The following is a 23,031-nucleotide window of genomic DNA, read 5'->3' on the forward strand; positions in this document are numbered from 1 at the left end:
GTGCTCAACGAGCAAACTCAAGGAGAAAGCGGGCGCCGCCCCGGCACGGGGCGGGCCCGAGGAGGTACGGGCGGCTCAGGCGCCGCCGGCCCCCGGCACCGGGAACGCGCCGGTCGCACGGCGCGTGATCTCGCCGTACACCTCGGGGTCCGTGGTGAACTCGCCGGGCACGCAGCTCTTCCGGCTGCCGTGGTAGTCGCTGGACCCGGTCACGAGCAGCCCCAGTTCCTTCGCGAGGCCCCGCAGCCGCGCCCGGGTCTCGGGGTCGTGGTCCATGTGGTCGACCTCGATGCCGTCGAGACCGGCCTCGGCCAGTTCCGCGATGCCGGACTCCGGTACGGTCCGGCCGCGCTTGCTCGCGGCCGGGTGGGCGAACACCGCCACCCCGCCCGCGCCCTTGATCAGCCGGAGCGCTTCGAAGGGGTCGGTCTCGTGCTTCGCCAGGTGGGCCCGGCCGCCGTCCGCCAGCCACTCCCGGGTGAAGGCGTCGTTCACCGTCTCCACCACACCCAGCTCGACGAGTGCCGTGGCGATGTGCGGGCGTCCCACCGAGCCGTCGCCGGCGATCCGGGCGACCTGCTCCCAGGTTACGGGCACACCCAGGCCGTTCAGCTTGGCGACCATGCCCTGGGCCCGCGGCACACGGTCGTCCCGGACCAGTTCGCGCTCGGCGAGCAGCGCCGGTTCCTCGGGATCGAAGAGGTAGGCCAGCATGTGCATGCTGATGCCGTCGTACCGGCAGGAGAGCTCGGCGCCGGTCACCAGCGTGAGCCCCGCGGGGAGTGCGGCGAGGGCCTCGGCGTGGCCGCGGGTGGTGTCGTGGTCGGTCAGCGCGACGACGTCGAGACCGGCAGCGCCGGCCGCGCGGACCAGGTCGGCCGGGGAGTCCGTACCGTCGGACGCGGTGGAGTGGGTGTGCAGATCGATACGCACGACGCGTTGCTCCAAGCGGTGACGGGCGGACAGGGGGACGCTTCAGGATAACCGCACTTCCGCGCGCTTCCGTCACACCCGAACCTGCCTGGCGCCCCCTACACACGCACCCCGCGCCTCTACGCGCGCACTCCGCGCCGGTCCCCCGCGCCGCCCCTCCCGCCGCCACCCGTCACGGCGTCTCCATCAGCCGCGGCGACAGTGCCCCGCAGGGCACCAGCTCCACCTCGGCCCCGGCGTCCCGGAGATCGGTGAGGATCAGCTCGTCGTACATCAGGAGCCCGGACTGCTCGGGCCACACCACCGCCCACAGCCACATCCCGAGCGCCTCGCCCGCGAAGACGGCCCGGTCGTCCGGTGTCCTGGAGACGTGCCAGAGCGGGGTCGGGCGGCCGGCGGCCAGCACTTTGGTGTCGGCGGGCTTCTCCACATCCAGGTACGGCCCCGGGTCCGGGCCGTCGACGCCCGCGTACCGCGCGCCGAGCCCGACGCCGAGTTCCTCGGCCACGAGGATCAGCTCGCCCATGCCGCCGAGCGGTCCGGGTCCGGTGCACGCGACGGCGGTGGCGCGGCCGCCGCTGCGGTCGTCACCCGCACTGGCCACACCGGTGAACAGCCAGCCCACCGGCAGCGGCCACGGCATCCACACCGGCACCTGGGTACGGTGCACGACGACGTCGAGAGCCTCGACGCTCGGCGGTATCACGGGCTGGACCGGATGCACGGGGCCGTGCGCATCGCACTGCCAGGCATCGGAGAAGAGGCCGGGAGCCCTGACCCGGCCACCACACTTCGGGCAACTGGGTTCGCCTCTCATAGGGCCCCACGGTCCTACCCCCGACCCGCCACGTCAAGGACGATCACCCGTCCGGCCCGAACCGGTCACCCGGGAACCGGAAACGGCACACACCGACCGGTTCGGACTACGACACCGCGCGTCCGATGCCGCATCCGGTGCCCGCATCCGTGGCGCGCGCCCCGCCACGACCGACCGACCCGGCCGCCCCCGACCGACCCGGCCGCCCCCGGCCGCCCCGGTCGGCACCCGACCGCCGTCGCCCTCACCGGTCTCCCTCGCCAACTGAGGTGCCACGGCTCACCGTTGACGGCCCGGCACAGGTGAGCTTGCTCACTTTGGCGAGCGGCCGCCCGCCCCTGCGGGGAACACGTCAGTCCAGCGCGACGGAGGCGCGGGTGGGGTGCCTCAGATCCGTTCCCCGGGTCAGCCAGCGCTCCTGCAGTGCCTGGGCGCCGTGCACCCGCTTCCAGGCGGCCTCGTTCGGCGTCATGGGCAGCAGCGGCAGGAACCGTACGGGCTCCATGGGCTCGTCGAGCTCCAGGCCCTCCACCAGACCGCCCGGCTCGGCGACCAGCACCGAGGTGAACGGGGCTCCGGGCCACAGCGGTTCGCCGACGTCGAGGGAGGCGCCGGGGGCCACGACCACGCCCTCGACCTGCGGGGACGCGGCGAGCACGGCGAGCGGTCGGAGCACCTTGTCGGTGTCGGCGAGACCGCTCCGCACCGACAGCACCAGTTCCGCGCGCGGGCCCGCGACCGGATCCGCGATCACCGCCGTGGGGTCGGCCATGGGCTGCGCGGACATGCCGAGGGTGGCGTAGCGCACGATGTCGCCCTCCTGGAAGCGCAGCACCTCGACGCGGTCCGTACCCAGAAAGGTGACCGCCGCGCGCGCGTCCGGCTCACCCAGAGCCGTAACCAACCGAGCTTCGACCAAAGGAAGAACGTCTGCCATGCGGCGAGCATAGAACTCGTCGGCAGCAGGCGAAGCGGCGCCTTGACACACGGTCGGCTGCTAGTGTGGCCCGATGGTTCGGGGCAGCACGTAGTAGGCCCCCCAGGCAACGCCCAGGCCCGGCAGGGCATTTTCAGGGCACTGGGAGAGTCCGCCGGAGCCCTGGTACCGCTATGACACTCCCCCTACGGGGGGAATCCCCTCAGGGGATGAGGATCGTCCCTTACGAGGGACCGGCCGGAGGAGGTGGGGCTGGCATGGACCGAAGTCGACCGTGCAGTAGCACCCGCTCTTCCACCCGTTGAGGTAGCTGCTCCGTTCCGGCTGTCACCTCGCATCATCGCGTCTTCATCGGAAGAGCATTTCGTTTCGTTCCGACTGATCTGCCCCAGTAGCTGCATCAGCGACGAGACTCGCCACCGCGACGGTGCGGTGCTCCCCGCTTTGTGGACGTGCCAAACATCCCCTGCCCGGGCTTTTCCCGGAGGCCGGGTCATCTCTGGTCAGGACGTCCTCATTCCGGGTGGTTCCACCCGTCGCGCCGGCGCCTTTCGTTGCCCGTTTCGCGAAGGAGCCCGCCATGTCGATGATCCGCGACCTGCGCGCCGTGGTCCGTCCCTCCCGTGTCGCGCTGCGCAAGGAGAGCAGCGCCCCGTACGACACCACCCGTGACTCGGCGACGACCACCGCGGTCGTCGACTGCGCCGTCTACCGCGACGGCCGCCGTGTGGAGACCGAGAGCCCGCTGACCCCTCAGGAGGCGATGCGCCTGGTGCGCCGGGACTCGGGCTTCGTGTGGATCGGCCTGCACGAGCCGACCGAGGACGAGTTCGCCGGTATCGCCCTCGAGTTCGGGCTGCACCCGCTGGCCGTGGAGGACGCCGTCCAGGCCCATCAGCGGCCCAAGCTGGAGCGCTACGACGACTCGCTCTTCACGGTCTTCAAGACCATCCACTATCTCGACCACGACCGGCTCAACTCCAGCAGCGAGGTCGTCGAGACCGGTGAGGTGATGTGCTTCACCGGCCGGGACTTCTTCATCACCGTCCGGCACGGCGGCCAGGGCTCCCTGCGGGGCCTGCGGCACCGCCTCGAGGAGGACCCCGAGCTGCTGTCCAAGGGGCCCTCGGCGGTCCTGCACGCCATCGCCGACCACGTCGTCGACGGTTACATCGCGGTCGCCGACGCGGTGCAGGACGACATCGACGAGGTGGAGACGGAGGTGTTCTCGCCGGACCGGGGGGGCACCCCGCGCGGCACCGACGCCGGGCGGATCTACCAGCTCAAGCGGGAGGTGCTGGAGTTCAAGCGGGCGGTGTCGCCGCTGCTGCGTCCCATGCAGTTGCTGAGCGAACGGCCGATGCGGCTGATCGACCCGGAGATCCAGAAGTACTTCCGTGACGTCGCCGACCACGTGGCCCGGGTGCACGAGCAGGTGATCGGCTTCGACGAGCTGCTCAACTCCATCCTCCAGGCCAATCTCGCGCAGGCGTCCGTGGCGCAGAACGAGGACATGCGCAAGATCACCTCGTGGGCCGCGATCATCGCCGTACCGACGATGGTCTGCGGGGTGTACGGCATGAACTTCGACTACATGCCGGAGACGGAATGGAAGTACGGCTACCCGGTGATCCTCAGCGTGATCGTGGCCCTCTGCCTGGGCATCCACCGCATGCTGAAGCGCAACGGCTGGCTCTGACACCGGCTCCGACACCGGCTCCGACATCGGCTCCGGGATCAGCGCCGGAATGGGCACCGGGATCCGGAATCCTGCTCGGAGGCCCTGGATAGGCTGGGCCCATGACAAGTGCGACCAGTGCGGCGCTGTTCGACCGGGCCCTCGTCGAGGAGGCCACCAAGAAGTCCGGCCTCGTCTGGGTCCGGGGGCCCGGTGGCCCGGCCCGGCCGCTGTGGCATGTGTGGCACGAGGGTGCGATGTGCCTGGTCGGCGACGGGCCCGGGGAGCAGCCGCTGCCGGGGCTGGCGGACGGCGGGCCGGCCGAGGTGACGGTGCGCAGCAAGGACAAGGGCGGCCGGCTGGTCTCCTGGGCCGCGACGGTCGTAGAGCTGCCGTCCGGGTCCGAACAGTGGGACGCGGCGGTCGCCGTACTCAAGGGCAAGCGGCTCAACGCGCCCGACGGCGAGGCGATGACGGAGCGCTGGGCGCGTGAGTGCCGGGTGCTGCGCCTGGAGCCGACCGGGGCGACGGCACCGCTGCCCGAGGGTTCCCTGGCCGAGCCCCCGCTGCCGACCCCGGTGACGACCCGGCACCCGGCCCCCGCGGGCCTGCCACGGCTGCTGGCGGGACGCAGGAAGCGCCGCTGACCGGTCGCTCCGCCCGCTCCTCCTACGACGTCGGGAGCTGACCCCCGTAGTCCAGCGTCTCGTCCTTGGCCGGTTTCTCCAGGGCGAAGTCGGCGCCCCAGGCCGAGAAGGAGAGGGTGCCCGCCTTGCCGGCGCGCACCAGGCGCAGCGGATACGGCTTGCCCGCGAGGGAGACGTCCAGGGTGCCGCCGGAGCCCTTGTCGCCGGTGATGCGGATGCTGCGGACGCCGCCCTGCTCGTGGTGGCCGTCCGTGGCGAGGGTGCCGTGCAGGGTCAGCAGACTGTTGAGGAGGACGTCCTTGTCCGCGAACCCGATGAACTTTTTGTACGACGGGTCGCCCTCCGGCACCTTCACGTACTTCTCGGCGAGCTTGCCGGCCGCCGCCGCGTCCGACGCACCGCCACCGTCATCCTCCCCCTCGCCTTCGCCCTTCGCGCCGTCCTTGCCGGCCCCGCCGTTCGCCTGGCCCCAGAACTTGGCGTCGGCCTTCAGAAAGAGCTCGTCGTCGACCTTCAGCAGCCGGAACGTCTGCCCCCCGGCGGTGACCGATCCGATGCCGCCCTCGGGCTTGAGCCGCATGTCGAGCGTGTACGTACGCCCGCTGGTGACGACGTTTCCGTGCAGCCGCACAGTGTCGACCGACTTGGCGGCCGTCCGCGTTCTGTTCTGGATCTCGGCGGCGGACAGCTTGCCGACGCCGTTGGTGCCTTCGTTCGGGTCTACTTCCTCGGAGCATCCCGTGAGCGTCATTCCGGTCACGAGCAGCACGCACACGGCACCCGCCAGCGTGGCTGCGCGGGAACGGCCCGGGGAGATCGGAGTCACAGGTTGCGCTGCCTCTCTGACGGGGACCTGAACGGCGTACCGCAGATTACCGGGGCTGTACCGGCCGGTCGGAGGCAGTCCGTCCGGACCGGCCGCGGGAGCACCGCTGATCGGGACGGGCTAGCCTGAAGCCGCCCGAACGGGCCATCCGGACAACCGACGCGGCAGCGGACAGGACAGCAGGACCTGCGCAAGCAGCAGCACACACGCACGGCAGCACCGCCCCGTACGAAAAGGAGCCGCCGCCATGGCAGCGGGCGCCCCCCGGTTCTTCGTCTCGCACATCTCCGGCGTCGCCGCCTTCGATCCGGCCGGTGACCAGGTGGGGCGTGTGCGCGATCTGGTCGTCATGCTGCGGGTGGGCGGGCGTCCGCCGAGGCTGCTCGGTCTGGTGATCGAACTCCCCAACCGGCGCCGCATCTTCCTGCCCATGAACCGGGTGACCGCCGTGCAGTCCGGCCAGGTCATCACCACCGGGGTGCTCAACGTCCGCCGCTTCGAGCAGCGGCCCACCGAGCGGCTCGTCTTCGGCGAGCTCCTGGACCGCAGGGTGACGCTCGTGGAGACCGGTGAGGAGGTCACCGTCCTCGACCTGTCGGTGCATCAGCTGCCGGCCCGCCGGGGATGGGTGATCGACCGGGTGTTCGTCCGCAAGGGCAAGAAGGGTGGAACGTTTCGGCGGGGCAAGGGGGAAGCGCTGACCGTGGAGTGGTCGGCGGTCACCGGGTTCTCGCTGGAGGAGCAGGGGCAGGGGGCCGAGAGTCTGCTCGCCACGTTCGAGCAGCTGCGTCCCGCCGACCTGGCCAACGTCCTGCACCACCTCTCCCCCAAGCGTCGCGCCGAGGTGGCCGCCGCGCTGGACGACGACCGCCTCGCGGACGTGCTGGAGGAGCTGCCCGAGGACGACCAGGTGGAGATCCTCGGCAAGCTGAAGGAGGAGCGCGCCGCCGACGTCCTGGAGGCGATGGACCCGGACGACGCCGCCGACCTGCTCTCCGAGCTGCCCGAGGAGGACAAGGAACGGCTGCTGAGCCTGATGCAGCCCGCTGACGCGGCCGACATGCGGCGCCTGATGGCGTACGAGGAGCACACCGCGGGCGGTCTGATGACGACCGAGCCGATCGTGCTCAGGCCCGACGCGACCGTCGCCGACGCCCTGGCCCGCATCCGCAACCCGGACCTGTCCCCGGCGCACGCGGCCCAGATCTACGTGTGCCGTCCGCCGGAGGAGACCCCGACCGGCAAGTACCTGGGTACGGTCCACTTCCAGCGGCTGCTGCGCGACCCTCCGTACACGCTGGTCGGCTCGATCCTCGACGACGATCTGCAGCCGCTGGAGCCGCAGGCGGCGCTGCCCGTGGTCGCCGGGTTCTTCGCCACGTACGACATGGTGGCGGCGCCCGTGGTCGACGAGGTGGGCGCGCTGCTGGGCGCGGTGACGGTGGACGACGTACTGGACCACATGCTGCCCGACGACTGGCGGGAGACCGAGTTCCATCTGAACGACGGCGCCCCGGACGACGCCGGGGGCACGACGGGCGCGGACGGTACCGGTGACGCGGACGGCGGGGACGGCCGGGACGTCGAGGACGACGACGAGGGGGTGGTGACCGATGGCACCTGAGCGCGACGGTGTGCGCGAGCAGCGGCATCCGGCGGGCGCCACGGCCGCCGGCCGCGTGCGTACGCCCCGGCTGGACCAGCCGCGCCCGCCCAGGCGCCGGCTGCTGCCCGAGTGGGACCCGGAGGCCTTCGGGCGCTTGTCGGAGCGGATCGCCCGTTTCCTGGGGACCGGCCGGTTCATCGTCTGGATGACGGTCGTCATCATCGTGTGGCTGGTGTGGAACGTCTCCGCGCCGCAGGAACTGCGGTTCGACGAGTATCCGTTCATCTTCCTGACCCTGATGCTGTCCCTCCAGGCCTCGTACGCCGCGCCGCTGATCCTGCTCGCGCAGAACAGGCAGGACGACCGCGACCGGGTCAACCTGGAGCAGGACCGCAAGCAGGACGAGCGGGTGATCGCGGACACCGAGTATCTGACCCGGGAGATCGCCGCCCTGCGGATCGGACTCGGGGAGGTCGCGACGCGCGACTGGATCCGTTCGGAGCTCCAGGACATGATGAAGGACCTCGAGGAACGGCAGAACGGACACCGGGACCACCACGGCCCCATCGCGGCAATGCGGACACAGCGGCCTGCGGAACGTGACGCAGACGACCGGTAGCGGGCTTACCGGGGGACGCACGGGGCGCCGTACCATCGACACCATGGCTACGGAAGACGCGGTGCGCGAGGCATTGGCGACAGTGAACGACCCCGAGATCAACCGGCCCATCACCGAGCTCGGGATGGTCAAATCGGTGGAGATCGGTGCGGACGGGGCGGTCGCGGTCACCGTGTACCTGACGGTCTCCGGCTGCCCGATGCGGGAGACGATCACGCAACGGGTGACGGACGCGGTCTCCCGGCTCGAGGGCGTCACCCGGGTCGACGTCACGCTGGACGTGATGAGCGACGAGCAGCGCAAGGAGCTGGCGAACGCCCTGCGCGGCGGCCAGGCCGAGCGCGAGGTGCCCTTCGCGAAGCCGGGCAGCCTGACCCGGGTGTACGCGGTCGCCTCCGGCAAGGGCGGTGTCGGCAAGTCGTCGGTGACGGTGAACCTGGCGGCGGCCATGGCGGCCGACGGCCTGAAGGTGGGCGTCGTGGACGCCGACATCTACGGTCACTCGGTGCCACGCATGCTGGGCGCCGACGGGCGTCCGACCCAGGTCGAGAACATGATCATGCCGCCGTCCGCGCACGGCGTGAAGGTCATCTCCATCGGCATGTTCACCCCGGGCAACGCGCCGGTGGTGTGGCGCGGCCCGATGCTGCACCGCGCGCTGCAGCAGTTCCTTGCGGACGTGTACTGGGGCGACCTGGACGTGCTGCTGCTCGACCTGCCGCCGGGCACCGGCGACATCGCGATCTCGGTCGCACAGCTCGTGCCGAACGCCGAGATCCTGGTCGTCACCACGCCTCAGCAGGCGGCGGCCGAGGTGGCCGAGCGGGCGGGCTCCATCGCCGTGCAGACCCACCAGAAGATCGTCGGTGTGGTCGAGAACATGTCCGGTCTGCCCTGCCCGCACTGCGACGAGATGGTCGATGTCTTCGGGACCGGTGGCGGCCAGTCGGTGGCCGACGGGCTGACCCGGACCACGGGCGCCAACGTCCCGGTGCTCGGCTCCATCCCCATCGACATGCGCCTGCGCGAGGGCGGCGACGAGGGCAAGCCGGTCGTGCTGTCCGACCCGGACTCCCCTGCGGGCTCGGCGCTCCGCTCGATCGCCGGCAAACTCGGCGGGCGCCAGCGGGGCCTGGCGGGCCTGGCACTGGGCATCACGCCCCGGAACAAGTTCTGAGCGCTCCCGGCACCCGTACGGGGCCCTGAGAGCCGTTGTGCCGTGTCCGGCCGGGGCGCCGTCCTTCGGGGCGGCGCCCTTCTCCGTACGGGGACGGCGGTGCGCTCCGCGGCTCGGGTCGAGCCTCATGCTCCCCCCGCGCCGTACGCTCCCCGTTCAGGACGCGTAGGCGGTGATGTCCTCGACCACGGCGAAGCCCAGGCCGTACGCGCTCATGCCCCGGCCGTACGCGCCGACGTGCACGCCCGCCCGCGTCGATCCCGCGAGCACCCAGCCGAACTCGGACTCCCGGTAGTGGAACGGCGTCGGTACCCCGTCCACAGGGAGGGACAGCGTCGACCAGTCCGGTCCGTCGAGGTCGTCCGCCAGCACCCAGGCCGTCTCCGTCTGCTGCTCCAGCCAGTCGTCGCGCAGCGAGTGGTCCATCTGGCCCGGCCAGGTGAACGACAGCAGCCCCACTCCGGCGAGCCAGGCCGCGGAGGACACGGAGGTGGCCTCCAGCAGGCCGGTGCCGTCCGCGCTGCGGCGCACCGGGTTGGCGGCCACCGTCACGGCGACCGCGAACTTCTCCTTGGCCTCCTGGCCGTTGCCGGCCGTGTACTCGCTGCGTACCGAGGGCTCGTCACCGTGCCCGATCGATCCGTGCTCGACGGCTCCGTCCGCCGCGGTGCCGACCTGCATCAGCCAGCGCCGCCCCGTGAACGCCTCGTCGAGGCCGTACCACGGGAAGGGCGCGCTCAGGTAGCCGTCGACCGTACGCCGGGCGGAGGGGACTGGTCGTCCGTCCTCCGCGGCCGGCGCCTGCGCGACTGCCCGACTCGTCGTCTCCATGCCCGGATGCCTCCTCGCTCTCGTCGGACCGGGGGCGGCCCGCCCCCCTTCGGGCGTACTCGTCCGGACCGCACAACAACTGGGGCAGCATAGCCACCTCGTGGGCGCGCGCCCGGGAAACCGCCCGGCGCGTGGTCGCGTGGGCGTCCGGTTCGGGCCATGCGGGGCTCTGACGGAGTATGAAACGCGTCACGTGCACGGGGGCGTACACCCCCGTGCACCTGACTGCGGCTGCGCCGGGCGAGGCTCAGGTGGCGTCCGCGTCGAAGGGCGGACGGTCGTCGGCGGCCGCCTTCTCGGGCTTCTTCGTCATGTCGAGGCGACCGCCCGAGGGGGCCGCGGAGGAAGCCGAGGAGGAGGGGGAGGACGTGGAGGACTCAGGGTCGCGGCCCTGGACGGCGTCCGTGACCTCGGCCATCTCCTTCTTCAGGTCGAAGCCGCTGCGGATCTCCTTGAGCCCCAGGTCGTCGCTGTCCAGCCGCTTGCGGATGAACGTCTTGGGGTTGAGGTCCTCGAACTCGAAGTCCTTGAACTCCGGGCCCAGTTCCTCGCGGATGTCCTGCTTGGCACTGTCCGAGAAGTCACGGATCTTCCGGATCGTCCTGGTCACGTCCTGGATGACCTTGGGGAGCTTCTCCGGACCGAAGACGAGCACGGCGAGGATGACGAGCGTCACCAGCTCGAGCGGTCCTATGTCATTGAACACCTGAAGCTCCTTGCGATGTCCTCGGCCCTCGGCCCTCGGTGGTCAGTGCGTCGACGTGTCCGTGCGTGCGTCTGTGCGTCCGTGCGGTCCTCCGTGGTCCGGGCCGGGTCCACGGTACCCGGCCTCCCCGCACGACCGGTACTGTGCCGGGGCCTTTGACTGCGTGACGGGTGCGGTCTTCGCCGGCTGTTCGCCTTCCCCTGCCTGCCGCGCCTCCCGTGTCCCCCTCGCCTCCGTGCCTCCATGCCGTCCTGTGTCTAGTCGCCGCCGGAGGAGCCGAGGACCAACGAGACCTCCCGCTCCTTGCCATCCCGCTCCAGGGTGAGCTCCAGTCGGTCCCCGGGGCGGTGTGCGCGGGTCTTGACGATGAGTTCCTCACCTGAGTGGACGCGCTGCCCGTCGACCTTCGTGATGACATCGCCGGCCTTGATCCCGGCCTTGTCCCCGGGCCCGCCGGTGCTGACCGGGGGCCCGCCGTCGCTGCCCCCAGTGCCGACGCGGGCGCCGTCGCCGGCGTAGTCCATGTCCAGGGTGATGCCGATCACCGGGTGGGTCGCGCTGCCGGTGTTGATCAGTTCCTCGGCGACGCGCTTGCCCTGGTTGACCGGGATGGCGAAGCCGAGGCCTATGGAGCCGGCCTGGCCGCCCTCGGCCTCGCCGCCGCCGCCGCTGCCGGCGGAGCGGATGGCGGAGTTGATGCCGATCACGCGGCCCTTGGCGTCGAGCAGGGGGCCGCCGGAGTTGCCGGGGTTGATCGGCGCGTCGGTCTGCAGGGCGTCGACGTACGACACGTCGCTGCCGTCGCCCTGTCCACCGCCCGCCGTGATGGGGCGTTCGCGCGCGCTGATGATGCCGGCGGTGACCGTGCCGGCCAGGTCGAAGGGGGCGCCGATGGCGACGACGGGGTCGCCCACCTGCACGTTGTCCGAGTTGCCGAGGGGCAGGGGAACCAGCCCGCTGACGCCCTTGACCTTCACCACGGCGAGGTCGTAGCCGCTGTCCCGGCCGACGACCGTGGCCTCGGCGGTGTCGCCGCTGTGGAAGGTCACGGTGATCTCGCCGTCACGTCCGGCGGGCTGCACGACGTGGTCGTTGGTGAGGATGTGTCCGCGGCCGTCGAGCACGAATCCGGTACCGGTGCCCGCCGACGCCGCCCCGCTGACGTGCAGGGTGACGACGCTGGGCAGGGCCTGCGCGGCGATCCCGGCGATGCTTCCGGGTTCCCGCCCGGCGGGCTCCTCCTCGGCCTGCGGGAGTTCCACCACGGCACCCACACCGCCGTCGCGCTCCAGCTGGGTGCCGACGATTCCGCCGACGCTGCCCGAGAGGAGCGCGACCAGCAGCATGAGGCCGACGAGCTTCCTCCTGGCCCGCTTGCGCCGCCGGTCCTCCGTGGTGACCGCGCCCCCGGTCTGCTGCAACGGGGCACTCGCCGCGGCGACGGCCCAGGGGTCGTAACGCTGCCAGGGGTCGGCCGGCGCCTGGGCATCCACTGCCGGAGCCCCCGGGGCCTGGAGGACGGGTGCGGATGCGGGCGCGGGGTGGCTCGCGCCCGGGGCGCCGGGTCCGGGGACGCCGGGCGTGGGCACGGCCGGGACGGGGGCCGCGGCAGCGGGTTCCGGTGCGCCGTGAACAGGCGCGCCGGGCACGGGCATGCCGTGCGGCAGTGTGTCCGGCGCCGGGGGCGGTACCGGGGCGCCCTGCGCGGGAGTTGCCGCCGGATGCTGAACGGGGGGCGCGGGCGCCCAGGGTCCCGGCTCACCGTACGGCGGGGTGCTGTAGGGATCGGGGTCGTGCAGCGGCCGGGGCTGCTCGGACCGGTCTTTGAAGGAACCGGGGACTCTGCTGCGCAATTCGCCGGCCCCGTAGGAACAGCCGCTCGGAGCGCCGGGCATGGCCGCGTCGCCGCAGGTCGCGGAGTGCGGTCCCGCGGCCCCGCGGAATCGTGCAGCAGAGTCACCGGGTACGACGGACTCGGAGAACCCGGCAGGCTCGGCGGGCCTTGCGGGCTCCGTGGTCACGCCGGAATCGCGAGGCTCGGCGGCTCCCGCGGGTTCGACGCCGTCCGCGGGCACGCCGGTCCCCGTCCCCTCGGCGTTCGGGGGCCGGTGCAGTGCGTAGTCGCCCCCCGCCTCGGCCGGGGCCGCGGCGGGCCGGGCGAGTTCGAAGTCGGCGTCCTCGGGCACGTCCACCGGAGCGGGAGCCGGACCGGCACCGTCGGTGAGGTCCGCGCCGCCGGGGCCGTCGGAGCCGGCCGTGCCACCCGACGGCGCCGGGCGCTCCAGCTCGAAGTCCCCGTTCCCGTCCCGGCCCGGCTCGGCCGGCTGTTCCTGCTGCCCCGACGGGCTCGCCTTCGGGGGTTTCCCCTCGTTCATGCTCTCCCCACAGCTGGCCGCAGATCGTCGACTCCGTGGCTCCGTACGCCTCTGCGCCTCGGAGCTCCTGGTCCGGCACCCGGCTCCATGGGCCTGGACGCGCCACCTGGATTCAATCAGGTTCGCACGCCCGTGCGCAGCGGACGGGGTCGGTGCACAGGCCGGTGCACCGGTCAGCGGATCATGCGGGAGGAAGCGGCGGGAGCGGGAGCCGCGGTCGCGCCGGCGGAGGGCGCGGAGGAGGCGGGGGAGGACGAGACGGTGGCGGTGGGGAAGCCACCGGGGGTCCTGAGCCCCAGGGTCGTCTCCCACGCCGTCAAGGACAACGGCGATATCAGCGGGGCCATCGGGGCCGCGCCGGCCATGACAGGGGTGACCGCCAGAGGGCTGTGGCGCCGGGGGTCGGGCGGTGGAACCCCGGGGAACAGCGGCGCGGACGCCTGGGTCGGGGCCGCCATGGTGTCGCCCCGCGCGCTCTGGCCCTGCAACTGGTCCAGCAGGGGTGCGGAGCCCCGGCGGCGCTGGGAATCAGGCGTCGTCGCCGTGCTGCCCTGGGTGCGCAGCGGGGTCACATTGCTGCCGCTGCCCGAGCCGCGGACCTCCGTGTCGGTGGGTGTGACGGTGGCGACACCACCGAGGGCGATCGCCGCGAGGGACACCGCCCCCGCCGCCGCGGCGGCGAACCGCATCCCGCGCGAGGAGGACCGGTCCTGCTCGTGCCGCCTGACGTCATGGGTACGGAAGCCCCGGTCCGTCGTGGCCGCGCCCGACGGGGACGGGAACAGGGGGGAGGGTCGCCGGACGGGCGTATAGGCGAACGAGAACCACTCGCCGCGCCTGCCGGTCCCGAAGGCACCGGGCATCCCGCCGAGCTGCACGGGCGGGTCGCCCGGCAGCCCTCCGCCGTCCAGTGGCGAGCCGCCGCCGAGGTCACCGCCCGCCGGAAGACCCTGGAGGCGGGCCAGGAAGCTCTCGGACGGGGGCGGGGGCGCGGCTTTTGCGAAGACGTTCTTCAGGCGGCGCTGCGCGTCCAGCTCCGACTTGCACTTCGCGCAGGTGGCGATGTGCGCCAGTACGCGCTCGCGCGCGTCATGACCGAGCTCTCCGTCCACCAGGGCGGAAAGCCGGTCTCCCAGGTGCTGCTCCGCGAGGTGTCCCTCGGCAGGTTTCGGACGTGACCCACTCACGTGCTCGCGCCCCCTCCTCCCAGTGCGGGAACACGCGGCGCGAAGGAGCGGCGCTCCGTGCGCGCCTGGGGCGAGCGGTGAGCGAGGGCCTTGCGCAGCTGGGAGCGCCCGCGGTGGATCCGGGACCGGACCGTGCCGAGCTTGACGCCGAGGGTCGCGGCGATCTCCTCGTACGACAGTCCCTCGATGTCACAGAGGACGACCGCGGCACGGAATTCGGGCGCGAGCGTGTCGAGGGCCTGCTGGACGTCCGCGTCGAAGTGGGTGTCGTTGAAGACCTGCTGGGGGGTGGGCTCCTTGCTGGGGAGCCGCTCGGCCGCGTCGTCGCCCAGCGAGTCGAAACGGATGCGCTGCTTGCGGCGCACCATGTCCAGGAAGAGGTTGGTCGTAATGCGGTGCAGCCAGCCCTCGAAGGTGCCCGGCGTGTACGTCGACAGCGAGCGGAAGACGCGGACGAAGACCTCCTGGGTGAGGTCCTCCGCGTCGTGCTGGTTACCGGTGAGACGGTAGGCGAGCCGGTAGACCCGGCCGCTGTGCATGCTGACGATCTCCTCCCACGTGGGCGGAGTCCACGCCTGCCCGTCCGCGTCGGTGGAGAAGCTCGCGGTCTGGGCCGGCTCAGCGGCGTGGCGGTGGTCAGCAGCGGTGTCGTTCACAAATTTCGGCCTGCCCGCCGATCCGAGGAAGCGCCTCAGCACTCCTCCCCGATCCACAGGCGCAGCCGCACCTCCCCTATCGGCTCTGGTGGTGTCCAGTAGAGCCCCTACCATAGCCACCTCGCCCGTTAGCTCCGGATAAGCGGTTTTGCGAGAAAATGATGCGGACTGCCACGGCTCGTGGGCCTGCGTCAGCACTTGCTCGGTGTCCTCGCCCATACGCCCACCCCCTCCACGGCACACGCCGTTCGTTCTTCCCTGTAAACGACCGGTCCCATCAGTGGGTTCCCGGTGTCAACGGATAAAGTCACGCCGAGGCAACCACGGGGACAGGAGAGGGTCATTACCGCCAACCGGCAGACGAGCTGGGCGTTCGCGGACGCCTATGTCGCCGAGGACGAGGCGCTGCACTGGGCCCGGGACCGGGCCCAGGAGACAGGGCTGCGCTCGGTGTCGCCCGGTACGGGTGCGGCCCTGCGGTTGCTCGCGGCCACCGTGGACGCCAAGGCGGTCGCGGAGATCGGCACCGGCTGCGGCGTCTCCGGGATCCACCTGCTGCACGGCATGCGGCCGGACGGGGTGCTGACCACGGTCGACCAGGAGCCGGAGCACCAGCAGTCCGCCCGCCAGGCCTTCCGTACGGCGGGCTTCGCCGCCAACAGGGCCCGCTTCATCCCCGGGCGGGCGCTGGACGTCCTGCCCCGCCTCGCGGACTCCGGCTACGACCTCGTCTTCTGCGACGGGGACCGGCTCGAGTACCAGGACTATCTCGCGGAATCGTTGCGTCTGCTGCGCCCGGGAGGCCTGGTCGCCTTCGAAGGGGTCTTCGCGAACGGCCGGACGGTGGACTCCGGCCCGCAGCCCACCGAGGTGCTGCGGCTGCGGGAACTGGTGCGGGCCCTGCGCGAGAGCCAGGAGCTGGTGTCATCCCTGCTGCCCGTGGGTGACGGACTGCTCTGCGCGGTGAAGCGGTAGCGGACGCCCCCGGACGTGAAGCAGTGACGAACATCTCCCACGCCGCCCTGACCTGGACAAACAGTCGCCCCGGTGCCGCATGCGGCACCGGGGCGACTGAAAGGGTATGGTCGCTTGCGCGTCAGCCGACGACCTTCTTGAGGGCGTCGCCGAGCGCGTCGGCCTCATCCGGGGTCAGCTCGACGACGAGCCGACCGCCGCCTTCGAGCGGAACGCGCATGACGATGCCCCGCCCCTCCTTGGTCACCTCGAGCGGGCCATCACCCGTCCGCGGCTTCATGGCCGCCATGCTCGTTCCCCTTCCTGAAACCCAGCTCAACCGTCTAGCCGACGGCCCACTGAAGGGCACCTGCGGTCCTTGAAGCAGGACACACGCCACCGGCATCGAACACATTGCTTCCCAGCCATTATCCCGCATCCCAGGACCCGATGACCAACATCAGTCGGCATCGCTTGGGCAACGCGCGCGAGCAAAACCACTCAATTCGGCGATGTGGCTGCGATACTGCGCCCCCTTGCACCACTCCATCGGTGAAAAACGGACCGGAATTCTTTGACGCAGGTCACACGCAGGCTCCGCTCCAGCGCCGCCGATCTCCGTCATGCTGTCCTGCACAGGGACGTACTGACGGGTAGGTCCACGAGCCGCGACGCGGAGGGATACACCATGGCCGACACCGTGCTCTACGAGGTGAGCGACGGACTCGCGACGATCACGCTGAACCGCCCTGAGGCGATGAACGCGCTGAACGTGGCGGCGAAGGTCGCTCTCCGGGACGCGGTCCGGGACGCCGCGGACGACGAGGGCGTGCGGGCCGTACTGCTGACCGCCGCCGGTGACCGGGCGTTCTGCGTCGGGCAGGACCTCAAGGAGCACATCGGGCTGCTGGTCGCCGACCGGGAGGACGGTGGCGAGCGCACGATGAGCACGGTGCGCGAGCACTACAACCCGATCGTGAAGGCGCTCGCCGGGGCTGCGAAGCCGGTGGTCGCCGCGGTGAACGGGGTGGCGGCCGGGGCGGGCTTCGGCTTCGCGCTGGCGGCGGACTACCGGATCGTGGCCGACACGGCGGCGTTCAACACGTCCTTCGCCGGGGTCGCGCTGACCGCGGACTCCGGGATCTCCTGGACGCTGCCGCGGGTCGTCGGCCCGGGCCGCGCCACCGACCTGCTGCTCTTCCCCCGCAGCATCACGGCCCAGGAGGCATACGACCTCGGGATCGCAAACCGGCTGGTCCCGGCCGCCGAACTGCGCGCGGAGGCGGAGAAGACGGCGCGGGCGCTGGCCGCGGGGCCGACGGTGGCGTACGCGGCGCTGAAGGAGTCGGTGGCGTACGGGCTCACCCACTCCCTGGAGGAGGCCCTGGAGAAGGAGGACGAGCTCCAGACCCGGGCGGGTGCCTCCGAGGACCACACGATCGCCGTGCAGGCCTTCGTCAACAAGGAGAAGCCGAAGTACCAGGGCCGCTGACTCCAGGGCGGCAGGTCCGGGGCGGCCCGCGGCGCGGCCCGCTCGCCTTCGAGGGTTCAGGCCTGCCGGGCCGCGCAGTCCTTCAGGTGGTCGTCGACCAGGCCGCAGGCCTGCATCAGTGCGTAGGCCGTGGTCGGGCCGACGAAGCGCAGGCCCTGCTTCTTCAGGGCCTTGGACAGCGCCGTCGACTCGGGGGTGACCGCGGGGACGTCGGCGAGGGTCACCGGCGCCGGGCGGCCGGCCGGGTCGGGTGCGTGCGACCAGATCAGGGCGTCCAGGTCGCCGGGCGCCCACCCTGCCAGCACGCGCGCGTTGCCCAGGGTCGCGTCGATCTTGGCGCGATTGCGGATGATGCCGGCGTCGGCCAGCAGGCGCTCCCGGTCGGCGTCGGTGAACTCCGCGACGGCCGCGATCCGGAAGCCGGCGAAGGCGGTACGGAAGCCCGGACGGCGGCGCAGGATCGTGATCCACGACAGGCCGGACTGGAAGGCCTCCAGGCTGAGGCGCTCGAACAGGGCGTCGTCCCCGTGGACCGGGCGGCCCCACTCCTCGTCGTGGTACGCGATGTAGTCCTCGGTGGACAGGGCCCAGGGACAGCGCGGGGCGCCGTCCGGACCTGCGAGGGCGGCCGTGTCGGTCACAGCTGGTCGCCCTCCTGACGCGCGGCGGGCTTGTCCAGGGCGATGTGGGCCGCGACGGCACGGGCCCCGGCCAGCGCGGACTCCAGGTCGGCGATCCGGGCGTCGCGCTCGGCGAGCTCGGCGCCGAGGCGGCTCAGCGCGTCGTCCACATCGGCCATGCGGTAGCCGCGGGCGGCGAGGGGGAAGCGAAGGCTGTCCAGGTCCGCGCGGTGGACCGGGCGGTCCAGCGGCAGGGTGTCCCTCAGCCGGTCGGGGGCCGCGTCGGGCAGCGGGCCGCTCTCACCGCCGCCCACCACCGCGAGGGTCACCGCGGCGACCACGACGGCGAGCGCGACGACCAGGAACAAGAACATAACCATCGCTGAGGTCCCCAGGGTTGGATCGAGCCGGAGTCGGATGTGTGGCTCCGATCGTGCCATGCGAGTCTGACAGTCAGGGTCACAGGCGGCCGGGGACGGCCGGTGGACCGCACCGACGAGAAGAGGTCTTTGGGGATGCTCAGGCTGGGCAGGCGGGAATTCGCACCGCACGAGCCGGTGATCATGGCGATCGTGAACCGGACCCCGGACTCCTTCTACGACCAGGGCGCGACCTTCCGCGACGAACCGGCGCTCACGCGCGTGGAGCAGGCGGTGGCCGAGGGCGCCGCGATCATCGACATCGGCGGGGTGAAGGCCGGGCCGGGTGAGGAGGTGTCCGCCGAGGAGGAGGCGCGGCGCACGGTCGGTTTCGTCGCCGAGGTGCGGCGGCGCTTCCCGGACGTCGTGATCAGCGTGGACACCTGGCGGCACGAGGTCGGCGAGGCCGTGTGCGAGGCGGGGGCGGATGTACTGAACGATGCCTGGGGCGGGGTCGATCCGCGGCTCGCGGAGGTCGCCGCGCGGTACGGCGCCGGGCTGGTGTGCACCCACGCGGGAGGCACACTGCCACGGACCCGGCCGCACCGGGTGGAGTACGAGGACGTGATGGCCGACATCCTCGACCGGACGCTGGGGCTGGCGGAGCGTGCGGTGTCCCTGGGCGTGCCGCGGGAGTCGGTGATGATCGATCCCGGGCACGACTTCGGCAAGAACACCCGGCACAGTCTCGAGGCGACGCGGCGGCTGGACGAGATGGTCGCCACCGGGTGGCCGGTGCTGGTGTCGCTGTCCAACAAGGACTTCGTCGGGGAGACGTTGGACCGGCCGGTCAAGGAGCGGGTGCTGGGGACGCTCGCGACGACCGCGGTGTCGGCGTGGCTGGGGGCACGGGTGTACCGGGTGCACGAGGTGGCGGAGACGCGGCAGGTCCTGGACATGGTGGCGTCGATCGCGGGCCACCGTGCCCCTGCGGTGGCCCGGCGGGGGCTGGCGTAGGGCTCCGCCCCGGGGTGACGGTTCTGCCCCTACGCCGATGCATGGGCGCCGCCCCTGAGCCCCGGGCATGGGGCTCCGCCCCAGACCCCGCCAGGGGCTCCGCCCCTGGACCCCGGCCTTATGCCCACCCACCACCCGACTCGGTGCGTCAGATAGTGCCCCAGGGCCCGGACGGCCACTCGGTGCGACGGGAAGGCTCCCCAGCCCGCGCACCACTCGGTACGTCAAAAAGTGACCCCACAACCCAAATGGCCACTCGGTGCGACGGAAGGCCCCCCAACCCGCGCACCACTCGGTGGATCAGAGCTGCCCCCACGCCCCGGACCGCTCCTCGGTGGGCCAAGAAGCCCCCCGGCCCACACGCCCCTCGGTGGGCCAAGAAGGCCCCGGCCCACACGCCCCTCGTGGGGCCAGGAAGGGGCCGCCGATGAGGATCCCGGTCTGTGCGCCGCTCGGTGGGGTGCAGGAGTGGGGGCAGGGGGGCTCGTCGGGTCAGCGGCCCGCTTCCTTTGACACCAGGGCCACCGCTTCGTCCACGTCGTCCGTGACATGGATGAGGAGGAGGTCCTTCTCGGCTGCCTTGCCCTGGGCGATGACCGTGCTGCGCAGCCAGTCGACCAGGCCGCCCCAGTACTCGGTGCCGAACAGGACGATGGGGAACTGGGTGATCTTCTGCGTCTGGACCAGAGTCAGCGCCTCGAAGAGTTCGTCGAGGGTGCCGAGGCCGCCGGGCAGGACGACGAAGCCCTGCGAGTACTTGACGAACATCAGCTTGCGGACGAAGAAGTACCGGAAGTTCAGGCCGATGTCGACGTAGCTGTTGAGCCCCTGTTCGAAGGGCAGCTCGATGCCGAGGCCGACCGAGACGCCGTCGGCCTCGCAGGCGCCCTTGTTGGCCGCCTCCATGGCGCCGGGGCCGCCGCCGGTGATGACGGCGAAGTTCGCCTCGACCAGGCCCCGGCCCAGCCGGACTCCGACGTCGTACTCCGGTGAGTCCACCGGAGTGCGTGCCGAGCCGAAGACGCTGATGGCGGGCGGCAGCTCGGCGAGTGTGCCGAAGCCCTCGATGAATTCCGACTGGATGCGCAGCACCCGCCAGGGGTCGGTGTGCACCCAGTCCGAGGGGGCACGCCCGTCCAGCAGCCGCTGGTCCGTGGTGCTCGTCTGGACCTGGCCCCGCCTGCGGAGCACCGGGCCCAGCCGCTGCTCCTCCGGTGGGACCTGCTTGCCCTCGGGGTTGCCAGTAGCCATATGTGCGCCCTCCGTTCGCGGTCTCCCCTCCTCGGAAGATCGCCGAGACTCCGGGGAGAGGTCGTTCCACCTCAGCGTAGATCCACGCGGGTTACGTCTGGGGGACGTCAGCATGTCCGCGGGGAAGCGTTCCAAACCCCCATCACGGTGGCGCGCTCACGCGGTCAGCCAGGACCGCAGCCGCTCCTCCCCCGCGAGGATCTTCGCCGTCTCGACGCGTTCGTCCCGCTTGTGCGCCAGGTGCGGGTTGCCGGGGCCGTAGTTGACCGCCGGGATGCCGAGCGCGGAGAAGCGGGAGACGTCCGTCCAGCCGTACTTGGGCTGGGGGGTGCCGCCGACCGCCTCGATGAAGGCGGCCGCGGCCGGGTGGGACAGGCCGGGCAGGGCCGCGCCGCTGTGGTCGTCGACGACGAACTCGCTCACGCCGCAGTCCGCGAAGATCTCGCGGACATGGGCGAGGGCCTCGGCCTCGGAGCGGTCAGGGGCGTAGCGGAAGTTGACGGTGACGACGCACTCGTCGGGGATGACGTTGCCGGCGACGCCCCCGGAGATGCCCACCGCGTTCAGGCCCTCGCGGTACTCCAGGCCGTCGATCACCGGGTAGCGCGGCTCGTAGGAGGCGAGGCGGGCGAGGATGGGGGTTGCCGCGTGGATGGCGTTGGAGCCCATCCAGCTCCGCGCGGAGTGGGCGCGCTCGCCGGTGGTCTTCAGCAGCACCCGGAGCGTGCCCTGGCAGCCGCCCTCGACCTGGCCGTCGGAGGGCTCGAGAAGCACCGCGAAGTCGCCCTCCAGCCAGTCGGGGTGCTGCTCGGCGACGTGCTTGAGGCCGTTGAGGTCCGCGTCGACCTCCTCGTTGTCGTAGAAGACGAAGGTGAGGTCCCGGTTGGGGGCGGGGACGGTGGCCGCGAGGCGCAGCTGGACGGCCACGCCCGCCTTCATGTCGCAGGTGCCGCAGCCCCACAGCACGCCGTCCGCGTCGAGCCGGGAGGGGACGTTGTCCGCGATCGGGACCGTGTCGATGTGACCGGCGAGGATCACGCGCTCCTCGCGCCCCAGGTTCGTACGGGCCACGACGTTGTTGCCGTACCGGTCGACCGTGAGGTGCGGCAGGGTGCGCAGGACGGATTCGATCGCGTCCGCGAGCGGCTTCTCGGTGCCGCTGACGGAGGGGAAGTCGACGAGCCGCGCGGTCAGGCGTGCCGCGTCCGGAGTGAGGTCAAGCGGGGTGTCGGCCATGCCGACGACCCTAACGCGCTGGTCCGGGCCCACTGTCCACACCCGGCACACACGCCTCTTACTCTCCAGTACCTTGTTACGCGTGTCAGAGCCACCACTTCCTTCCAAACGTCGGGGCCGCTTCTTCCGTTTCGGAGCGGCCTCCGTGGTACTTCTCGGGGTCGCCGGCTACCTGGTGGTCCGATACGACACGGGCGGCGGGACGAGCGGGCCGGGCTGCCGGGTCGTGTCCGGCAAGAACGACGGGGCCACGTACGAGTTCACGCCCGAGCAGGCGGTGAACGCGGCGACGATCACCGCCGTCGGCACCGCGCGCGACCTGCCCGAGCGGGCCGTGACGATCGCACTGGCGACGGCCCTCCAGGAGTCGGCGCTGCGCAACATCGACTATGGGGACCGCGACTCGCTCGGCCTCTTCCAGCAGCGGCCCTCGCAGGGCTGGGGCACGCCGAAGGAGATCATGGACCCGGCGTACTCGGCGGGGAAGTTCTACGACGGCCTGAAGGAGGTGCCGGGGTACACCCGGCTTCCGCTCACCGTCGCCGCCCAGCGGGTGCAGCTCAGTGGCTTCCCGCAGGCGTACGCCAAGCACGAGCCGGACGCCACCCTGCTGGCCGCCGCTCTCACCGGCACCTCGGAGGCCACGCTGACCTGCGACGGTCGTCCGGCGGCGACCCGCGCGGCAGGGACGGAAGCGGTACGTGACGCGCTGGCCCGGGACTTCGGGCGGGACGCCCTGGAACCGGCCGGCGCCGAGGTCGGCGACGCGGCGAGCCCCGCACCCTCCGCTCCCGAGAACGGCGACCCCGGCTCCGGCTCTAACGCCGACTCCGACTCCGACGGGCGGACCATGACGCTGCCGGTGTCCACCGAGGCGGACCCGGGCCGGAAGGCCAGGGCCCAGGGCTGGCAGCTGGCGCACTGGGCCGTGGCCAACGCCTCCGAGCTGCACATGGAGCGGGTGTCGTACGCGGGGCAGGAGTGGACCGCCGGGGACGACGGCGGCCGGTGGACCCCGATCGACGGCGAGGACGGCAAGAACTCCGAAGGCGCGGACGGCGGTGCGGACGCGGTCCGGATCACGACCGCGCAGTAGACCGCACAGCC

Annotated in this window: 23 protein-coding genes; 9 read left to right on the forward strand and 14 right to left on the reverse strand. The window is 71.8% G+C overall.

The window, feature by feature from the left end; all coding sequences use genetic code 11:
- Positions 1-75: 75 nt before the first annotated feature.
- From ACFPZI_RS24295 to ACFPZI_RS24305, 3 genes are all read right to left on the reverse strand, one after another.
- A complete protein-coding gene (locus ACFPZI_RS24295) occupies positions 76-933 on the reverse strand; it encodes a PHP domain-containing protein (RefSeq protein ID WP_381366667.1) in 858 nt (285 codons plus the stop codon).
- 172 nt (positions 934-1,105) lie between these two features.
- The gene (locus ACFPZI_RS24300; protein ID WP_381366670.1) at positions 1,106-1,750 is read right to left on the reverse strand and encodes a DUF6758 family protein; all 645 of its coding nucleotides are present in this window, start codon (positions 1,748-1,750) and stop codon (positions 1,106-1,108) included.
- 352 nt (positions 1,751-2,102) lie between these two features.
- Positions 2,103-2,687 (reverse strand): suppressor of fused domain protein, encoded by a 585-nt coding sequence (locus tag ACFPZI_RS24305; protein WP_381366673.1) that lies wholly within the window; start codon positions 2,685-2,687, stop codon positions 2,103-2,105.
- A 580-nt stretch (positions 2,688-3,267) separates the two neighbouring features.
- On the opposite strand from ACFPZI_RS24305, the gene ACFPZI_RS24310 reads away from it, so the two are divergent.
- Together ACFPZI_RS24310 and ACFPZI_RS24315 are read left to right on the forward strand one after the other, a co-directional pair.
- The gene (locus ACFPZI_RS24310; RefSeq protein WP_381366676.1) at positions 3,268-4,386 is read left to right on the forward strand and encodes a magnesium and cobalt transport protein CorA; all 1,119 of its coding nucleotides are present in this window, start codon (positions 3,268-3,270) and stop codon (positions 4,384-4,386) included.
- Positions 4,387-4,487: 101 nt separating this feature from the next.
- Positions 4,488-5,012, forward strand: a complete 525-nt coding sequence (locus ACFPZI_RS24315; RefSeq protein ID WP_381215397.1) for a hypothetical protein — start codon at positions 4,488-4,490, stop codon at positions 5,010-5,012.
- A gap of 22 nt (positions 5,013-5,034) precedes the next feature.
- Here ACFPZI_RS24315 and ACFPZI_RS24320 read toward each other — a convergent pair whose 3' ends face one another.
- Entirely contained in the window at positions 5,035-5,838 is an 804-nt protein-coding gene (locus ACFPZI_RS24320; protein WP_381366679.1) for a hypothetical protein, read from the reverse strand.
- Between the two features lie 247 nt (positions 5,839-6,085).
- Between ACFPZI_RS24320 and ACFPZI_RS24325 the strand changes: the two genes are divergently transcribed.
- From ACFPZI_RS24325 to ACFPZI_RS24335, 3 genes are read left to right on the forward strand one after another with little or no spacing between them, the layout of a single operon-like run.
- Positions 6,086-7,462 (forward strand): magnesium transporter MgtE N-terminal domain-containing protein, encoded by a 1,377-nt coding sequence (locus tag ACFPZI_RS24325; RefSeq protein WP_381366682.1) that lies wholly within the window; start codon positions 6,086-6,088, stop codon positions 7,460-7,462.
- Positions 7,452-8,063 (forward strand): DUF1003 domain-containing protein, encoded by a 612-nt coding sequence (locus tag ACFPZI_RS24330; protein WP_381366685.1) that lies wholly within the window; start codon positions 7,452-7,454, stop codon positions 8,061-8,063. The genes ACFPZI_RS24325 and ACFPZI_RS24330 overlap by 11 nt, the downstream gene beginning before the upstream one ends.
- A 43-nt stretch (positions 8,064-8,106) precedes the next feature.
- Positions 8,107-9,240: an Mrp/NBP35 family ATP-binding protein gene (locus ACFPZI_RS24335; protein WP_381366688.1), complete on the forward strand. Its 1,134-nt coding sequence runs from the start codon at positions 8,107-8,109 to the stop codon at positions 9,238-9,240.
- Positions 9,241-9,396: 156 nt separating this feature from the next.
- On the opposite strand, the gene ACFPZI_RS24340 is transcribed toward ACFPZI_RS24335, so the two are convergent.
- From ACFPZI_RS24340 to sigE, 5 genes are all read right to left on the reverse strand, one after another.
- Positions 9,397-10,071: a hypothetical protein gene (locus ACFPZI_RS24340; protein WP_381366691.1), complete on the reverse strand. Its 675-nt coding sequence runs from the start codon at positions 10,069-10,071 to the stop codon at positions 9,397-9,399.
- Positions 10,072-10,318: 247 nt separating this feature from the next.
- On the reverse strand, positions 10,319-10,777 hold the full coding sequence (locus ACFPZI_RS24345) for a sec-independent translocase (protein WP_381366694.1): 459 nt from the start codon (positions 10,775-10,777) through the stop codon (positions 10,319-10,321).
- A 257-nt stretch (positions 10,778-11,034) separates the two neighbouring features.
- Positions 11,035-13,152: a trypsin-like peptidase domain-containing protein gene (locus tag ACFPZI_RS24350; protein ID WP_381366697.1), complete on the reverse strand. Its 2,118-nt coding sequence runs from the start codon at positions 13,150-13,152 to the stop codon at positions 11,035-11,037.
- Positions 13,153-13,325: 173 nt separating this feature from the next.
- On the reverse strand, positions 13,326-14,339 hold the full coding sequence (locus ACFPZI_RS24355; protein ID WP_381366700.1) for an anti-sigma factor family protein: 1,014 nt from the start codon (positions 14,337-14,339) through the stop codon (positions 13,326-13,328).
- Positions 14,336-15,109: an RNA polymerase sigma factor SigE gene (sigE, locus tag ACFPZI_RS24360; protein ID WP_381366703.1), complete on the reverse strand. Its 774-nt coding sequence runs from the start codon at positions 15,107-15,109 to the stop codon at positions 14,336-14,338. Before sigE ends, ACFPZI_RS24355 begins: the two co-directional genes overlap by 4 nt.
- Before the next feature lie 177 nt (positions 15,110-15,286).
- Here sigE and ACFPZI_RS24365 point away from each other — a divergent pair, with 177 nt between their 5' ends.
- On the forward strand, positions 15,287-15,970 hold the full coding sequence (locus tag ACFPZI_RS24365; protein ID WP_381366706.1) for an O-methyltransferase: 684 nt from the start codon (positions 15,287-15,289) through the stop codon (positions 15,968-15,970).
- Between the two features lie 121 nt (positions 15,971-16,091).
- On the opposite strand, the gene ACFPZI_RS24370 is transcribed toward ACFPZI_RS24365, so the two are convergent.
- The gene (locus ACFPZI_RS24370; RefSeq protein ID WP_003966491.1) at positions 16,092-16,259 is read right to left on the reverse strand and encodes a DUF3117 domain-containing protein; all 168 of its coding nucleotides are present in this window, start codon (positions 16,257-16,259) and stop codon (positions 16,092-16,094) included.
- A 378-nt stretch (positions 16,260-16,637) separates the two neighbouring features.
- Between ACFPZI_RS24370 and chcB the strand changes: the two genes are divergently transcribed.
- A complete protein-coding gene (gene chcB / locus ACFPZI_RS24375) occupies positions 16,638-17,441 on the forward strand; it encodes a 2-cyclohexenylcarbonyl CoA isomerase (RefSeq protein ID WP_381366709.1) in 804 nt (267 codons plus the stop codon).
- A 56-nt stretch (positions 17,442-17,497) separates the two neighbouring features.
- Here the strand turns inward: chcB and ACFPZI_RS24380 are convergent, their stop codons facing one another.
- Both ACFPZI_RS24380 and ACFPZI_RS24385 read right to left on the reverse strand, forming a co-directional pair.
- Positions 17,498-18,082, reverse strand: a complete 585-nt coding sequence (locus ACFPZI_RS24380; protein WP_381366712.1) for a DNA-3-methyladenine glycosylase I — start codon at positions 18,080-18,082, stop codon at positions 17,498-17,500.
- Complete coding sequence (locus ACFPZI_RS24385) at positions 18,079-18,435, reverse strand: DivIVA domain-containing protein (RefSeq protein WP_381366931.1); 357 nt, start codon at positions 18,433-18,435, stop codon at positions 18,079-18,081. The genes ACFPZI_RS24380 and ACFPZI_RS24385 overlap by 4 nt, the downstream gene beginning before the upstream one ends.
- A 141-nt stretch (positions 18,436-18,576) precedes the next feature.
- Between ACFPZI_RS24385 and folP the strand changes: the two genes are divergently transcribed.
- Positions 18,577-19,437, forward strand: coding sequence for a dihydropteroate synthase (gene folP / locus ACFPZI_RS24390; RefSeq protein WP_381366934.1), 861 nt, complete (start codon positions 18,577-18,579; stop codon positions 19,435-19,437).
- A 492-nt stretch (positions 19,438-19,929) separates the two neighbouring features.
- On the opposite strand, the gene ACFPZI_RS24395 is transcribed toward folP, so the two are convergent.
- On the reverse strand, positions 19,930-20,688 hold the full coding sequence (locus ACFPZI_RS24395; protein ID WP_381366714.1) for an LOG family protein: 759 nt from the start codon (positions 20,686-20,688) through the stop codon (positions 19,930-19,932).
- Positions 20,689-20,844: 156 nt separating this feature from the next.
- Positions 20,845-21,924 carry a succinyl-diaminopimelate desuccinylase gene (gene dapE / locus ACFPZI_RS24400; protein ID WP_381366717.1) on the reverse strand — a complete coding sequence of 360 codons (1,080 nt, stop codon included), beginning with the start codon at positions 21,922-21,924 and terminating at the stop codon, positions 20,845-20,847.
- Positions 21,925-22,006: 82 nt separating this feature from the next.
- Between dapE and ACFPZI_RS24405 the strand changes: the two genes are divergently transcribed.
- A complete protein-coding gene (locus ACFPZI_RS24405; protein WP_417801257.1) occupies positions 22,007-23,020 on the forward strand; it encodes a VldE C-terminal domain-containing protein in 1,014 nt (337 codons plus the stop codon).
- Positions 23,021-23,031: the final 11 nt, after the last annotated feature.

The organism is Streptomyces chlorus, from assembly GCF_042655885.1.
In the GTDB taxonomy this organism is placed as follows: domain Bacteria; phylum Actinomycetota; class Actinomycetes; order Streptomycetales; family Streptomycetaceae; genus Streptomyces; species Streptomyces chlorus.

Excerpts from the sequence above, each read along its gene's own strand:
- ACFPZI_RS24300 (WP_381366670.1), bottom strand. The coding sequence starts at position 1,750 with ATGAGAGGCGAACCCAGTTGCCCGAAGTGTGGTGGCCGGGTCAGGGCT.
- ACFPZI_RS24305 (WP_381366673.1), bottom strand. The coding sequence starts at position 2,687 with ATGGCAGACGTTCTTCCTTTGGTCGAAGCTCGGTTGGTTACGGCTCTG.
- ACFPZI_RS24310 (WP_381366676.1), top strand. The coding sequence starts at position 3,268 with ATGTCGATGATCCGCGACCTGCGCGCCGTGGTCCGTCCCTCCCGTGTC.
- ACFPZI_RS24315 (WP_381215397.1), top strand. The coding sequence starts at position 4,488 with ATGACAAGTGCGACCAGTGCGGCGCTGTTCGACCGGGCCCTCGTCGAG.
- ACFPZI_RS24325 (WP_381366682.1), top strand. The coding sequence starts at position 6,086 with ATGGCAGCGGGCGCCCCCCGGTTCTTCGTCTCGCACATCTCCGGCGTC.
- ACFPZI_RS24330 (WP_381366685.1), top strand. The coding sequence starts at position 7,452 with ATGGCACCTGAGCGCGACGGTGTGCGCGAGCAGCGGCATCCGGCGGGC.
- ACFPZI_RS24335 (WP_381366688.1), top strand. The coding sequence starts at position 8,107 with ATGGCTACGGAAGACGCGGTGCGCGAGGCATTGGCGACAGTGAACGAC.
- ACFPZI_RS24340 (WP_381366691.1), bottom strand. The coding sequence starts at position 10,071 with ATGGAGACGACGAGTCGGGCAGTCGCGCAGGCGCCGGCCGCGGAGGAC.
- ACFPZI_RS24350 (WP_381366697.1), bottom strand. The coding sequence starts at position 13,152 with ATGAACGAGGGGAAACCCCCGAAGGCGAGCCCGTCGGGGCAGCAGGAA.
- sigE (WP_381366703.1), bottom strand. The coding sequence starts at position 15,109 with ATGGTAGGGGCTCTACTGGACACCACCAGAGCCGATAGGGGAGGTGCG.
- ACFPZI_RS24370 (WP_003966491.1), bottom strand. The coding sequence starts at position 16,259 with ATGGCGGCCATGAAGCCGCGGACGGGTGATGGCCCGCTCGAGGTGACC.
- chcB (WP_381366709.1), top strand. The coding sequence starts at position 16,638 with ATGGCCGACACCGTGCTCTACGAGGTGAGCGACGGACTCGCGACGATC.
- ACFPZI_RS24385 (WP_381366931.1), bottom strand. The coding sequence starts at position 18,435 with ATGTTCTTGTTCCTGGTCGTCGCGCTCGCCGTCGTGGTCGCCGCGGTG.
- folP (WP_381366934.1), top strand. The coding sequence starts at position 18,577 with ATGCTCAGGCTGGGCAGGCGGGAATTCGCACCGCACGAGCCGGTGATC.
- ACFPZI_RS24395 (WP_381366714.1), bottom strand. The coding sequence starts at position 20,688 with ATGGCTACTGGCAACCCCGAGGGCAAGCAGGTCCCACCGGAGGAGCAG.
- dapE (WP_381366717.1), bottom strand. The coding sequence starts at position 21,924 with ATGGCCGACACCCCGCTTGACCTCACTCCGGACGCGGCACGCCTGACC.